Source organism: Corynebacterium sp. zg-331 (assembly GCF_014267345.1).
Taxonomy (GTDB): domain Bacteria; phylum Actinomycetota; class Actinomycetes; order Mycobacteriales; family Mycobacteriaceae; genus Corynebacterium.
Genome location: NZ_JACMYD010000001.1, coordinates 67,598 through 81,125 on the forward strand (window position 1 = coordinate 67,598; position 13,528 = coordinate 81,125).

The 13,528-nt window shown below is 67.2% G+C and carries 11 protein-coding genes and 1 pseudogene; 8 read left to right on the top strand and 4 right to left on the bottom strand.

Annotated elements, in window-relative coordinates; translation table 11 throughout:
• Nucleotides 1-102: 102 nt before the first annotated feature.
• Nucleotides 103-932: pseudogene (gene hchA / locus H7347_RS00370) on the bottom strand (glyoxalase III HchA); the annotation flags it as partial.
• A gap of 145 nt (nucleotides 933-1,077) precedes the next feature.
• Nucleotides 1,078-2,253: an acyl-CoA dehydrogenase family protein gene (locus H7347_RS00375; RefSeq protein ID WP_152820316.1), complete on the bottom strand. Its 1,176-nt coding sequence runs from the start codon at nucleotides 2,251-2,253 to the stop codon at nucleotides 1,078-1,080.
• A gap of 122 nt (nucleotides 2,254-2,375) precedes the next feature.
• On the opposite strand from H7347_RS00375, the gene H7347_RS00380 reads away from it, so the two are divergent.
• From H7347_RS00380 to clpX, 3 genes are read left to right on the top strand one after another with little or no spacing between them, the layout of a single operon-like run.
• Nucleotides 2,376-2,948 carry a TetR/AcrR family transcriptional regulator gene (locus H7347_RS00380; protein WP_152820318.1) on the top strand — a complete coding sequence of 191 codons (573 nt, stop codon included), beginning with the start codon at nucleotides 2,376-2,378 and terminating at the stop codon, nucleotides 2,946-2,948.
• Nucleotides 2,945-4,309 carry a PLP-dependent aminotransferase family protein gene (locus H7347_RS00385; RefSeq protein ID WP_152820319.1) on the top strand — a complete coding sequence of 455 codons (1,365 nt, stop codon included), beginning with the start codon at nucleotides 2,945-2,947 and terminating at the stop codon, nucleotides 4,307-4,309. Before H7347_RS00380 ends, H7347_RS00385 begins: the two co-directional genes overlap by 4 nt.
• 37 nt (nucleotides 4,310-4,346) lie before the next feature.
• Nucleotides 4,347-5,621, top strand: coding sequence for an ATP-dependent Clp protease ATP-binding subunit ClpX (gene clpX / locus H7347_RS00390; RefSeq protein WP_152820321.1), 1,275 nt, complete (start codon nucleotides 4,347-4,349; stop codon nucleotides 5,619-5,621).
• 11 nt (nucleotides 5,622-5,632) lie between these two features.
• Here clpX and H7347_RS00395 read toward each other — a convergent pair whose 3' ends face one another.
• The gene (locus H7347_RS00395) at nucleotides 5,633-6,364 is read right to left on the bottom strand and encodes a TetR/AcrR family transcriptional regulator (protein WP_152820323.1); all 732 of its coding nucleotides are present in this window, start codon (nucleotides 6,362-6,364) and stop codon (nucleotides 5,633-5,635) included.
• Nucleotides 6,365-6,619: 255 nt separating this feature from the next.
• Between H7347_RS00395 and H7347_RS00400 the strand changes: the two genes are divergently transcribed.
• The 5 genes from H7347_RS00400 to ndk are packed head-to-tail and all read left to right on the top strand — an operon-like array spanning nucleotide 6,620 to nucleotide 12,604.
• Complete coding sequence (locus H7347_RS00400) at nucleotides 6,620-7,630, top strand: malate dehydrogenase (protein ID WP_152820325.1); 1,011 nt, start codon at nucleotides 6,620-6,622, stop codon at nucleotides 7,628-7,630.
• A gap of 8 nt (nucleotides 7,631-7,638) precedes the next feature.
• Nucleotides 7,639-10,257: a valine--tRNA ligase gene (locus H7347_RS00405; protein WP_186337181.1), complete on the top strand. Its 2,619-nt coding sequence runs from the start codon at nucleotides 7,639-7,641 to the stop codon at nucleotides 10,255-10,257.
• Nucleotides 10,254-11,729, top strand: coding sequence for a folylpolyglutamate synthase/dihydrofolate synthase family protein (locus H7347_RS00410; protein ID WP_186337055.1), 1,476 nt, complete (start codon nucleotides 10,254-10,256; stop codon nucleotides 11,727-11,729). The genes H7347_RS00405 and H7347_RS00410 overlap by 4 nt, the downstream gene beginning before the upstream one ends.
• Nucleotides 11,726-12,148 (top strand): DUF4233 domain-containing protein, encoded by a 423-nt coding sequence (locus H7347_RS00415; protein ID WP_152820327.1) that lies wholly within the window; start codon nucleotides 11,726-11,728, stop codon nucleotides 12,146-12,148. Before H7347_RS00410 ends, H7347_RS00415 begins: the two co-directional genes overlap by 4 nt.
• Nucleotides 12,149-12,193: 45 nt before the next feature.
• Entirely contained in the window at nucleotides 12,194-12,604 is a 411-nt protein-coding gene (ndk, locus tag H7347_RS00420) for a nucleoside-diphosphate kinase (RefSeq protein ID WP_152820329.1), read from the top strand.
• An 83-nt stretch (nucleotides 12,605-12,687) separates the two neighbouring features.
• Here the strand turns inward: ndk and H7347_RS00425 are convergent, their stop codons facing one another.
• The gene (locus H7347_RS00425; protein ID WP_152820331.1) at nucleotides 12,688-13,398 is read right to left on the bottom strand and encodes a hypothetical protein; all 711 of its coding nucleotides are present in this window, start codon (nucleotides 13,396-13,398) and stop codon (nucleotides 12,688-12,690) included.
• Nucleotides 13,399-13,528: the final 130 nt, after the last annotated feature.

A 13,528-nucleotide genomic window follows, 5' to 3' on the forward strand; every position in this document is an offset into this window, starting at 1 on the left:
CGCTGCGTCGTCGATGCTCTCGCGCAGCCGCTCGAATCCGCCTCCGCGATGGCGTGTGGGGAAAGCCCAGGGTATGATCGCAGAGGGAACGCGGGGTGGTGATTAGGCCAGGATGGATTCCTTGCCCAGCCGATGCGCGGCGAGGGGGCTATCGCCGGTCAGTAGCTGGCGATCGCGCAGGGTGGCGCCGGTCATGTCGTCGTTGACGATCTCGATGCCCGCCTCGCGTAGTTTCTCTCCCAGCCTCCAGGGCATCTCCCCGGGCAGGTATCCGATCTTCCGGTTTGCCCCGAATTCCAGGCTGTCGGGAAATGCCGTGATTCGGTATCCCGCCAGCGGATTGCGTTCGCGTCCTATACCCGCGGTGAGCAGGGCCGCGGGCCCGTGACAGAGGGTGATGACGAGGCGCTCGGAGCGCAGGAAGAAGTCCAGCGCCTCGCGCAGATCGGTGCTCTGGGGCAGGCCGTTCATCGTCACGTGACCGCCGGGAATGAAGATGGCGGCGTAATCGTCCAGTCCGGCAGCCACGAGGTCGGAGAGTCTGTGCGGGGCCTTGAATGCCTCCCCGATGGCCTCCCAGGCGGCGGCCACGGCCCGATCCTCGTGGGGATAGGCCCACCACTCGAACTTGCCAGGGCCGCCGCTCAGGGTGCTACGTCCACCCGATAGCCGGCCTCAAGCATGTGATGGAGGGGCAGCAGGGTTTCTACGGGGTGGTTTCCGGTGGAGAAGAACGCGCCGCTGCGCATGAGCATGTAGCGCTCGTCTGCGGCGATGACCAATACTTTCCATGTGCCGCCGGTGTATTTTTCCGAGGTGACTAGCCCGTCGAAGTTGGTGATGGGCGCGGTGTACTGGCTGAGGGAATACGGTGAGGGATAAAAGGCGTTGTCCTCGCTGCGATCCGGGGTGGGGGTGCGACCTGGGCGGTCATAGTGAGGGGCATCCCTTCTTTCGTACCTCGGCGGACGGTAGAGACTCCACGATCGAGGCCTCGGCGCGGCGGGGCAGGATGGCCCCGGAGGCGACCTGATGCGGTGCGCCTCCGGGGCCGAGGGGATGACGGGCGTCGCGTTCCTAGCGGTAGGCGCTGACTCCGGTGATGGTCTTGCCCACGATGAGCGACTGCATGGTGTCCGTGCCCTCGTAGGTGTGCAGGGCCTCGATGTCCACCATGTGCCGGATCACGTCGTTTTCCAGCAGGATGCCCACCCCGCCGAGCATGTCGCGGGCGTTGGCGGCGATCGCGCGGGCCTTGCGAGTGTTGTGCACCTTGGCCAGGGCGGCCTGCTTGTCCGAGAGCGTCCCGGCTTCCTCCATCTCCAGCAGGCGACGGCAGTACAGGCCCATAGAGACCACGTCCTGGAGCATATCGGAGAGGCGCTGCTGGATGATCTGGAAGCTCGCCAGGGGCTTGCCGAACTGGATGCGCTCCTGGGCGTAGGATAGCGCCTTTTCGTAGCAGGCGATGCCCAGGCCCAGGGCGGCCCAGGCCACGGCGATGCGGGTGCCCGCCAGGATCTCGGCGGTATCGCGGAAGGAGTGGGCGTGCGGTAGGCGGTTTTCCAGGGGAATGCGTACGTTGTCCAGCTCGATCTCGGCCTGGAAGATGGCCCGCAGCGAGGCCTTGCCGGTGATGGTGGTGGCGTTGTAACCGGGGGCGTCCTGCGGGACGATGAAGCCGCCCACCTGGCCGTCCTCCATGCGCGCCCACACGATGGTGATGTGTCCCACGCTGCCCTGGCCGATCCATTTTTTCGCGCCGTTGATGACCCACTCGTCCCCGTCGCGCACGGCGGTGGTCTCCAGCCCAATGGAGTCGGAGCCGTGATCGGGTTCGGTCAGCGCGAAGGCCCCCAGTACCTCGCAGCGGGCCATCGGGGCGAGGTACTTTTCCTTCTGCTCCTCGGAGCCGCAGGCCGCGATGGAGCGCATGGCCAGACCGGACTGCACCACCACGGCGGTGCCGATGGAGCCGTCGAGCCGACCCAGCTCCATGGTGATGAGGCGGTTGGCGCGAATACTCATGGGCTCGAAGCCGGGAATGTCGATGCCATCGCGGACCAGGCCGTACTCGGAGGCGCGCTTGACCAGCGGAATGCGGTACTCGGCCTTTTCCCAAGCGTCGTTGACCTGGTCGCGTACCTCGTCCGCGTAGGCGCGGGTGGCGTTCCAGTAGTCCAGGTCTGCGCCGTCTACGTCAGCGAAGATCTGGTAGAAGTCTGCGGTGCTGTTGCTCAGCGGAGTGGACATAGAGTGACCTACCTTTCAGTTAGGGCTATCCGCGAACGAATTGCGGTTCGTCCCTATAGTGTGATGTGTAACGCACTTTTCGTCAAGCGAGGGTGGGTGCGGGGGCAAGTAATGTTGTTCGCATGGCCAATCAGCAACGGAGATCGCAGATCGCCGCCGCCGCGCTGGAGCTCTTTAGTCGGCGCGGTTATAACGCCACGAGCATGGAGGACATCGCCGGTCACGTGGGTATGGCCACCTCCAGCCTGTATAACCACGTGGGATCGAAGAAGGAGCTACTCACCGAGGTCATCCTGGATACCCTGCGTGGACTGCTCCGCGAGCACCACCAGGGGGTGGCGGGGATAAGCGAGCCGCGCGCGCAACTTCATGCTGCTATGCGCACGCACGTGAGCTATCACGCGCGGCACGCCCGGGCCACCAGGGTGGTCAATAACGAGATCGCGCACCTCGATGCCCCCACCCGCGCCCAGGCCACCGCGCTGCGTCGCGAGTACGTGCGATGCTGGCAAAGCATCATCGCGGCCGGGGCGGCCGCGGGCGAGTTCACCGCGGCGGACGTGAAGGTCAGCGCCTACGCCCTCATCGATATGGGGCTCGGCGTGTGCCTGTGGTTCGATCCGCAGGCCGGATACAGCGCCGAGGAACTGGGAGTTATGTACGCCGACATGGCTTTGAACAGCGTGACGCGATGATCGCCCTGGATCGCTCCGCGGGGAACCTGCCACACCAGATCACCCGCCACCTGCGTCGGCTCATCGACACCGGGCGCCTTGCCCCCGGCGACTGCGTGCCTTCGACTAGGGCGTTGGCCGCCGACCTCGGGGTCTCTCGGGGCACCGTGGTGACCGCCTACGAACAGCTCTCCGGGGAGGGGTATCTGGTTGCCGGTCACGGGGGTACCCTCGTCAATCCCGACCTGCCCGCCACCCACGCGCCGCCACGACTGCCGGCGTCGTCGAAGCCCCGCGAGGCGCGCCGGCGCGCCGACCTGCGCCCCGGTATCCCCAACACCGAGGCGCTCACCGGCACGGCGTGGCGCGCCGCCTGGCGCCGCGCCGCCGCCCACCCCAGCCGGGGCTATCCGGTGCCCGGCGCCCCCCGGCTGCGCGAACTCATCGCGGAGCACCTGCGCATCACCCGCTCGGTGCCGGCCACCCCCGAGGACGTCCTGGTCACCTCCGGCGCCCGCGACGGCCTGCGCACCCTGCTCGACGCCGTGGGCAACGCCAGCGTGGTGGCGGTGGAGGACCCTGGCTATCCCTCGCTGCGCGCCGTGCTGCGCGAGCACGGGCACCGCGTGGTGCCCATCCCCGTGGACGGGGAAGGCATCGAGATTGCGGCGCTAGAGCGGGTGTGCCCGCAGGTGGTCCTGGTCACGCCCTCGCACCAGTACCCGCTGGGGGCGGCGATGAGCGCGCCGCGGCGGCGCCAGCTCCTCGACTACGCCGCCGCGCACGGGCTGCTCGTCGTGGAGGATGATTACGACTCCGAGCTGCGCTACGTGGGCCAACCCCACCCCGCCCTCGCCGCCGTGGACACCGCCGGGTGCGTGGCCACCCTCGGTTCCTTTTCTAAAACGATCACCCCGGGCCTGGGCCTGGGTTTCGTCTTCATGCCGGCGGCGCTGCGCGAGGCCCTGTGTGCCCGGGCCACCCCGGCCTCCGGCATGGTGCAAGACGCCATGACGTATTTCATGGAGGACGAGGGCCTGCGCCACCACCTGGCCCGGATGCGTCGTGAGTACAAGAAGCGCCGCGACCTCTTCGCGGACGTCTTTGCCCGCGAGGCCGCCGAGCCGATGGATGGCGGCTTGCACGCCGTGGTGTACCTCGATGATGCGCGCGCGGAGGCGGAGGTGGTGGTGCGGTGCGCGCGCCGGGGGCTGGCGGTGCAGGCCCTGTCCGAGTATTGGAGCAGTCCCCAGCGCAGCGGCATCGTGCTGGGGATCGGGGCCTACGGCTCCGCGCGCACGCGGGAACTGCTCGGTGAGGTGCGCGAGGTGATCCACCAGGTGGACCGGATTGACCCACGCGCTAAAGTGGACGGAAGGTGAACCCTGGCCCCAACCAGAAATGAGATCGAACCAGCTCATGGCACGTATGCAAGAAAGTGCGGATCTGCTCAAGTGCTCCTTCTGCGGGAAGTCGCAAAAGCAGGTGAAAAAGCTCATCGCCGGCGGTGGGGTGTATATCTGCGACGAGTGCATCGAGCTGTGCAACGAGATCATCGAGGAGGAGATGGGCGCGGCCAAGGCCGCCGCCCAGGAGCAGGAGGGGAGGCTCCCCAAGCCCTCGGAGATTCGATCCTTCCTGGACGAGTACGTGATCGGCCAGGAGGACGCCAAGCGCGTGCTGGCGGTGGCGGTGTACAACCACTACAAGCGCATCCGGGAGGCGGAGTCCACGTCCTTCCGAAAGCACGAGGACGACGTGGAGATCGCCAAATCTAATATCCTCCTGCTCGGCCCCACCGGCTCCGGCAAGACCTACCTGGCCCAGACCCTCGCCAGGCTTCTCGACGTCCCCTTCGCCATCGCGGACGCTACCAGCCTCACCGAGGCCGGTTACGTGGGCGAGGATGTGGAAAACATCCTGCTCAAGCTCCTCCACGCGGCCGACTTTGACGTGCAGCGCGCCCAGCGCGGCATCATCTACGTCGATGAGGTGGATAAGATCTCCCGGAAGTCGGAGAATCCCTCGATCACCCGCGACGTCTCCGGGGAGGGCGTGCAGCAGGCGCTGCTGAAGATCCTGGAGGGCACCACCGCCTCGATCCCCCCCCAGGGCGGGCGCAAGCATCCCAATCAGGACCTCATCCAGCTCGATACCTCCAATATCCTCTTCATCGTGGCGGGGGCCTTCGCGGGCCTCGACCGGGTGATCCAGGAGCGCGTGGGCAGGCGCGGCCTGGGCTTTGGATCCCCGGTGGAGAGCCTGCGGGATCGGGAGCAGCAGGATCTCTTTGCTCAGGTGCAGCCGGAGGATCTGGTGCGTTTTGGCCTGATCCCGGAGTTTATCGGGCGTTTGCCCGTGGTGGCCACGGTGGGGCACCTCGATCGGGATGCGCTCGTGCGGGTACTCACGGAGCCGAAGAATGCCCTGGTGCGCCAGTACCAGCGGCTCTTCGACATTGACGGGGTGGAGCTGCGCTTCGAGCCTGGGGCTCTTGAGGCCATAGCGGACAAGGCCATCGACCGCGGCACGGGCGCGCGCGGCCTACGGGCCATCATGGAGGATCTCCTGGTGCCTGTGATGTACGAGATTCCCGACCGCGAGGGGGAGGGCGCGCTGACTATTAGCGCGGAGATGGTACACGGGGAGGAAGACCTGGTGGTGGTCGATTGCGCGGCGGAGCGTTCCGCTTAGGGCGCGGAGCGCTATTCGTAGATGGCCTGGGCGGACTCCGGCTCCTCGTGCACCGATTGCGCGGTGCTGAGGTAGGAGTTGTGGCCGGAGTGGGGGACGTTGGAGGTGAGGAAGGCCAGGACGGTGTCGATGGTCATGCGGCGCACCCCCTCGGTGTTGTCCTCGTCGGTGGGGTCGATCCCAAAGATGTTGATGGCTAGTTCGCGCTGCTGGCGGCGGTAGAAGGAGAGCGACGCCACCATATAGAAGACGTCGTAGGCGGAGATACCGGGACGGAACACGCCGGCGTCTTGACCCAGCATGAGCAGCCTGTCGAGATGCAGGATCACCTCCGTATTGCTGGACAAGGGGGCGATCTCGGTGAGGGGGAGCACGTGCTGGAGCGATTCCATGTGCAGCATCTGCGCGGCCACGGGGTGGCGGGCGATTTGGCCATAGAGCGCGTCCACCACGGCGCGGATGCCGTCCACGGGAATCGCGGAGTCGATCACCAGGAGGTGAGTGGGCGGCTGGAGTAGCTCGATCGCGTGCGAGAGTACCGCTTGGTAGAGGCCCTTCTTATTGCCAAAGTGATAATGAATCATCCGCTTGGACACCCCCGCCTCCTTGGCGATGGCGTCGAGCTTGGCTTCGGGGAAGGGCTTGACGGAAAAGCGCTCTATGGCCACGTCGATGACCTTCCCCATGGACTGCTCCTCCGGGGATTGGGGGTCGAGTGCCAGGTCGAGGTCGTCGCTCGCCATTCGGTTCCCTCCGTGGTGTCTTTAAGGCTGTGCTCCTGCGGTCGCAGGGACGTGCGCTCGTGGCACTATCAGTACTAGATTACGACGCTGCCCCCAAAGGGGGTGATCATCGAACCGGAAAGACAGATAAAATGCCAGGTAAATGGGGTTATTTGGGAGATTTTTTGGGGGTGTTATCTGAACACTTCGCGGGGTATCCTAGAGGGCGTTGCTTAGATTTCCGTTTGTTTTTCGGTGCCGAAAGGATTGCTCATCATGGCACAAGTCGCTACCCAGTCGGTTAAAAAGATCGCCGTGACCGGCGCGGCCGGCAATATCGCCTATTCGCTGCTGTGGCGGATCGCCAGCGGCGAGGTCTACGGACCCCACACCCCGGTGGCCCTGCACCTGCTGGACATCCCGGAGGCCCGCCAGGCCGCCGAAGGGGTGGCGATGGAGCTGATGGATTCGGCCTTCCCGCTGCTGCGAGGGCTGACCGTCACCGAGGATCCCGCGGTGGCCTTCGAGGGCGTCTCCGCCGCCTTCCTGGTGGGTGCCAAACCGCGCGGCAAAGGCCAGGAACGCGCAGACCTGCTGGCCGCCAACGGCACGATCTTTGGCCCCCAGGGGGCGGCGATCAACGCCCACGCCGCCAGTGACGTGCGCGTGGTGGTGGTAGGAAATCCCGCGAACACCAACGCGCTTATCGCGCAGCAGGCGGCCCCGGACGTGCCCGCCGAGCGGTTCAGCGCGCTCATGCGCCTGGATCACAACCGCGCCCTGGCTCAGCTCGCCGGGAAGCTCGGGGTGCCCAGCGCGGATCTGGGCAAGGTGGCCGTGTGGGGCAACCATTCCGCCAGCCAGTTCCCCGATCTCTCCTACGCCACCGCGGCCGGGGAGCCGGTGGCCCCTCGACTCGATCAGCAGTGGTACCGCGAGGAGTTCATGCCCACGGTGGCGCAGCGCGGCGCGGAGATCATCAAGGTGCGCGGGAAGTCCTCGGCGGCCTCGGCGGCCTCGGCGGCCGTGGATCACATGCGCGATTGGATTCAGGGTTCCCGGGGCTGGGCCACGGCCGCCATCCCCTCGGATGGTTCTTACGGGGTGCCGGAGGGGTTGATTTTCGGCTTCCCCACGGTCGCCCGCGAGGGGCGCTGGGAGATCGTGCCGGGCCTGGAGCTCAGCGAGTTTCAGCGCGAGCGCATCGACGCCAATGTGGCGGAGTTGCAGGAGGAACGTCGCGCGGTGGCGCACCTGCTGGCGGGCTCATCCCGGGCGCTAAGATAGGCGGCGTGATTGAGAACCGCGCTGAGAACCTGCCCAAGAGCTGGGACCCCCACGCCGTCGAGGCCGAGCTGTACCAGCGCTGGATAGATCGGGGATATTTCCAGGCCGATCCCGCCAGCGCCAAGCCGGCCTTTTCCGTGGTGCTGCCGCCGCCCAACGTCACCGGGCAGCTGCACATGGGCCACGCCCTGGATCACACGCTCATCGACGCCATCGTGCGCCGCAAGCGGATGCAGGGCTACGAGGTGCTGTGGCTGCCCGGCATGGATCACGCGGGCATTGCCACCCAGACCAAGGTGGAGGCGCAGCTCAAGGAGCAGGAGGGGGCGTCCCGTTACGACCTGGGCCGCGAGGAATTCGTGGAGCGGGTGTGGCAGTGGAAGCAACAGTACGGTGGCACGATCCTGACGCAGATGCAGGCGATCGGGGATTCCGTGGATTGGTCGCGCGAACGCTTCACCCTGGACGAGGGGCTGTCCCGCGCCGTGCAGACGATCTTCAAGGAGCTCTTTGACCGCGGCCTGATCTACCGGGCTAACCGACTGGTCAATTGGTCCCCCGCGTTGCGCACGGCGGTCTCGGACATCGAGGTGGTGTACAAGGACGTCGAGGGGGAACTTGTGAGTTTCCGCTACGGCGACGGCGAAGATTCCCTGGTGGTGGTCACCACCCGCGTGGAGACCATGCTGGGCGACGTGGCGATCGCCGTCCACCCGGACGACGAGCGCTATGCACACATGGTGGGCAAGGTGCTCCCGCACCCCTTCCGCGAGGACGTGAGCATTCGGGTCATCGCCGATAGCTATGTGGATCCGGAGTTTGGCACCGGCGCCGTCAAGATCACCCCGGCGCACGACCCCAACGACTACGCGATGGGGCAGCGCCACGGCCTGGACATGCCCACCATCATGGACGAGACCGGCCACATTGCGGGCACCGGCACCCGCTTCGATGGGTTGAGCCGCGAGGAGGCCCGCGAAGCCCTGCGCGAGGCCCTGCGCGAGCAGGGGCGCATCGTTAAGGAGGTGCGCCCCTACGTTCACTCCGTGGGTCACTCGGAGCGCTCCGGGGAGGCCATCGAGCCCCGCCTGTCCCTGCAGTGGTGGGTGAAGGTGGAGGAGCTGGCCGCGATGGCGGGCGACGCCGTGCGCACCGGCGCCACCACGCTGCACCCGGCCGCCCTGGAGCCGCGCTACTTCGACTGGGTGGACGACATGCACGATTGGTGCATCTCCCGCCAGCTGTGGTGGGGTCACCGCATCCCCATCTGGTACGGGCCCGAGGGCGAGGTGGTCTGCGTGGGCCCGGACGAGGAACCGCCGGCCGGCTACGAGCAGGACCCGGACGTGCTCGATACCTGGTTTAGCTCCGCCCTGTGGCCCTTCTCCACGATGGGCTGGCCGCAGTCCACCCCCGAGCTGGCTAAGTTCTACCCCACCTCCGTGCTGGTCACCGCCTACGACATCCTCTTTTTCTGGGTGGCCCGCATGATGATGTTCGGCACCTTCGCCGCCACCATCACCCCGGAGCTGGAGGGCACCGTGCCTTTTACGGATCTCTTCCTGCACGGCCTGGTGCGCGACGAGAAGGGCCGGAAAATGTCCAAGTCCCTGGGCAACGGCATCGACCCGATGGACTGGGTGGAGCGCTTTGGCGCGGACGCCCTGCGCTTCACCCTGGCCCGCGGGGCCAACCCCGGCGTGGATCTGCCGGTGGGCGAGGATCACGCCCAGAGCTCGCGCAACTTTGCCACCAAGCTCTTCAACGCCACCCGCTTTGCCCTGATGAAGGGGGCCGAGGTGGGGCCGGTGGCGCGCGAGGGACTCACGGACGCGGATCGGTGGATCCTCGACCGCCTGGAGCAGGTGCGCGCCAGCGTGGACGCCTACCTGGACGACTACCAGTTCGCCAAGGCCAACGAGGAGCTCTATCACTTCGCCTGGGACGAGTTCTGCGACTGGTACCTGGAGATCGCCAAGACGCAGGCCCCCGAGCCCACCCGCTTCGTGCTGGGCCGGGTGCTCGACGTGGTGCTGCGCCTGCTGCACCCGGCCATGCCCTTCGTCACGGAGGTGCTGTGGACGGCGCTCACGGGAGAGGAATCCATCGTGATCGCCCCCTGGCCCACGGCGGCGGATACCAACGGCGGCGCGCAGCCGGACGAGGTGGCCGCCCGCCGCATCCGCGACTCCATCAAGCTCATCACGGAGCTGCGGCGCTTCCGCTCGGATCAGGGGGTCAAGCCCTCCCAGCCGGTGCCGGCGCGCATCGATTGCGCCGCCGCGGACCTGACCGAGCAGGAGGACCTGGTGCGCTCCATGGCACGGGCCACCCGCCCGGGGGAGGACTTCGCGGCGTCGGCAAGCATCGAGGTGCGGCTGTCCCAGGCCACGGTGGAAATTACCCTGGATACCTCCGGCACCGTGGACAAGGAGGCCGAACGCAAGCGCTTGGACAAGGAGCTCGCGGCGGCGCACAAGGAGCTAGACACCACGGGCAAGAAACTGGCCAATCCGAACTTCGTGGACAAGGCCCCGGCCGAGGTGGTGGAAAAGATCAAGGAGCGCCAGCGCATCGCCCGGGAAGAGGTCGAGCGCATCGGGGCGCGCCTGGAGGCCCTGCGGTGAGCGAGCACAGCGGCGTTCACCTCGACGAGACTGGGCTGACCCTGCCCATCGACCTGGCGGGCGATAAGGCCGAGGAACCCCAAGCCAGGCCCATCACGCCGGAGGATCTGCGCACCCTGGCCGAGGTGGAGGCGGAGCTCGACCGGCGTTGGCCGGAGACCAAGATCGATCCCAGCACCGAGCGCATGGAGGCCCTGATGGATCTGCTGGGAACCCCCCAGCGGGCCTATCCGGCCATTCACGTGGCGGGCACCAACGGCAAGACCTCCACCGTGCGCATGATCGAGTCGCTGCTGCGGGCCTTCCACCGGCGCACCGGGCGCACCACCTCGCCGCACCTGCAACTGGTCACCGAGCGCATCGCCATCGACGGCCTGCCGCTGCACCCCGCCGACTACGTGCGCACCTGGCGGGAGATCGAGCCCTACGTGGCGATGATCGATGAGCGCTACGACGCCCCCATGTCCAAGTTCGAGGTGCTCACCGCCATGGCCTTCGTGGCCTTTGCCGACGCCCCGGTGGATGTGGCCGTGGTGGAAGTGGGCATGGGCGGGCGCTGGGACGCCACCAACGTGATTGACGCCCAGGTGGCCGTGGTGACTCCCGTGGGGCTCGATCACACCGACTACCTGGGCTCGACGCTCGCGGAGATCGCCGGGGAAAAGGCCGGCATCATCACCTCGCGCTGGGACAAGGACGATCTTTTAACCCCGCCGGATAACGTGGCAATCGTGGCGGAACAGGATCCCGAGGCCGCGGAGGCGATCCTGCGTCGCGCCGTGGAGGTCGACGCCGCCGTGGCGCGCGCCGGGGTGGAGTTTGGGGTAGTCGAATCCACCGTGGCCGTGGGCGGGCAGCGCCTGAGCATCCGAGGCCTCGGCGGGGAATACACCGACATCTTCCTGCCGCTTTCCGGGGAGCATCAGGCGCGCAACGCCGCGGTGGCCCTGGCCGCCGTGGAGGCGTTTTTCGGCGCGGGGGCGGGACGCCAGCTCGACGAGGAGACGGTGCGGCGGGGATTCGCCGAGGTCACCTCGCCGGGGCGCCTGGAACGGGTGCGCTCGGCACCCACCACGTTTATCGACTCCGCCCACAACCCGCACGGCATGCGCGCCCTGGGGCAGGCCCTGGAGCGAGACTTCACCTTCGAGCGGCTCATCGGCGTGGTGGCCGTGCTGGGCGATAAGGACGCCCCGGGGCTGCTGCGCGAACTGGAACCGCACGTGGCGGAGGTGGTGTGCACCCGCAATTCCTCCCTCCGCTGCCTCGAGGCCGAGGCCCTGGCGGAGTACGCGCGCGAGATCTTTGGCGAGGAGCGCGTGCACGTGATGGACGCCCTGCCGGGCGCGGTGGAACTGGCCGTGGAGCTGGCGGAGGAGGCCGAGGTGCAGTCGGGGGCGGGCCTCGTCATCACCGGCTCGGTGGTCACCGCGGGGGAGGCCCGCACGCTCTTTGGAAAGGATCCCGCATGACGCAATCGCACGACCCGCAGTACGGCCCGCTGGGTCCCGGCCATGCCCCGGAGAAGGATCCCATGAAGGGGATCGTGGGGGTGATGTCGGCCACCATGTGCATGGAGGCGATCACCTTCTTCTTAGCTCTCACCGTGATCGCCCGGGTGGACGGTGGGGCGTATTGGACGCCCCTGTCCGCCATCTACGTCACCGCGATGGCCACGATCATGCTCCTGGTGTCCTTCCTTCAGCGTTACCGGTGGTCGATCCCCGTGAACATCGCCCTCCAGATCGCGGCCCTGGGTGGGTTCTTTTTCCACTACTCCCTGGGCATCGTGGCCTGCGTGTTCATCGTGGTCTGGTGGTACGTGTTGCACCTGAGATCGAGCCTCATCGCCAGGATGAAGCGCGGCCTGCTCACCACCCAACACATGTAGCGTGCCGGGGCGCGGGGGAGACCTGCGTCCGGTACAGTAACGGGCATGACTGAACGCACTCTGATTCTGATCAAGCCGGACGGCGTGGCGCGCGGCGTGGTGGGCACCGTCCTCTCCCGCATCGAGGCCAAGGGCCTCACGTTTGCCGCCCTGGATCTGCGGGTGGCCGACCGCGAGACCGCGGAGAAGCACTACGCCGAGCACCAGGACAAGCCCTTCTTCGGTGAGTTGGTGGACTTCATCACCTCCGCCCCGCTGATCGCGGGCGTGATCGAGGGCGAGCGCGCCATCGAGGCGTGGCGGCAGCTCGCCGGCGGGACCGACCCCGTCTCCAAGGCGACCCCCGGCACCATCCGCGGAGACTTTGGCCTCTCCGTGGCCGAGAACGTGGTGCATGGTTCCGATTCCCCCGAGTCCGCCGAGCGCGAGATCGGCATCTGGTTCCCCAACCTGTAGGAACGCGGGCACAAGCCGGAGCGCGGTCGGCATGGCTGCGCTCCGGCTTGCGTGATGACGTGTGCGTGATGCCCGCCGCCGGGCTAGGCGTGCGGGGGCGCGGCCTGCGCGGTGCGGTCGAGGGCGTGAACCCCCTCGGCGGTGAGCGCCATGAAGATCTTGCCCTCATCGCCGCCGGCGTCCACGGCGCTGGTGTACAGCAAGCCCGCTGCCTGGGGCTCGCGGGCCTCGCGCAGCGCCGCGGGCGCGCTCGTATTGAGGGCGTGGGCTAGCAGGCGGGTACGCACCCGGACGCCCTCGACCGCGCCGAGACTCAGCAGGACGGAGAGCATCTCGGTGTGTCGGTGGGCGATGGCGATCTGTTCCTGGGTGACCGTGACGTCCGTGGCCAGGATGCCGCGGGCGTGCCTGCGGCCGCCGAAGGCGGTCAGGAGGTGGGAATAGCGGGCGACGAGGGTGAAAAAGACGGCGACGAGGAGGCCGACGAGCGTGCCCATCACGACGCTGCCATCGAGCAGGGGTGACGAGATTAACATCCAGAATAGCATGCCGCCCACCAGAAACCACGAGGCCGCGCCGGAATACAGGTCCCGTTGATCCCAGTTATGCGGGGAGTAGAGGGGGGATCGGCTGGTGGCCATGGCGAAGGCGATGCCGACGGCGATGGACAAAACTATGGCCCAGAGCGAGTGACCCAGGACGGTCATGAGGGCGCCGATGCCCGCGCCTACCCCGAATAGCAGAGACGGCGGCCAGGAGAGGGCAAGACGGTCGAAAGCGTGGGGGCGTGTCATAGTGTTCAGGGTATGCAAAGATGAGGAAGAACATCTACCAACCCTGTGCGGCGGCGATACGCCCCTTCATTCCTCGTTCGCTCACGAACGCGGAGGGGTTTCAGCGCCCGGGGAGACTTATAATTTCAAG

What these genes read in the sequence shown, in the direction of transcription:
- H7347_RS00395 (WP_152820323.1), bottom strand. Translation starts at nt 6,364, where the DNA reads ATGGCGAGCGACGACCTCGACCTGGCACTCGACCCCCAATCCCCGGAG.
- H7347_RS00400 (WP_152820325.1), top strand. Translation starts at nt 6,620, where the DNA reads ATGGCACAAGTCGCTACCCAGTCGGTTAAAAAGATCGCCGTGACCGGC.
- H7347_RS00425 (WP_152820331.1), bottom strand. Translation starts at nt 13,398, where the DNA reads ATGACACGCCCCCACGCTTTCGACCGTCTTGCCCTCTCCTGGCCGCCG.
- ndk (WP_152820329.1), top strand. Translation starts at nt 12,194, where the DNA reads ATGACTGAACGCACTCTGATTCTGATCAAGCCGGACGGCGTGGCGCGC.
- H7347_RS00375 (WP_152820316.1), bottom strand. Translation starts at nt 2,253, where the DNA reads ATGTCCACTCCGCTGAGCAACAGCACCGCAGACTTCTACCAGATCTTC.
- H7347_RS00385 (WP_152820319.1), top strand. Translation starts at nt 2,945, where the DNA reads ATGATCGCCCTGGATCGCTCCGCGGGGAACCTGCCACACCAGATCACC.
- H7347_RS00380 (WP_152820318.1), top strand. Translation starts at nt 2,376, where the DNA reads ATGGCCAATCAGCAACGGAGATCGCAGATCGCCGCCGCCGCGCTGGAG.
- H7347_RS00415 (WP_152820327.1), top strand. Translation starts at nt 11,726, where the DNA reads ATGACGCAATCGCACGACCCGCAGTACGGCCCGCTGGGTCCCGGCCAT.
- clpX (WP_152820321.1), top strand. Translation starts at nt 4,347, where the DNA reads ATGGCACGTATGCAAGAAAGTGCGGATCTGCTCAAGTGCTCCTTCTGC.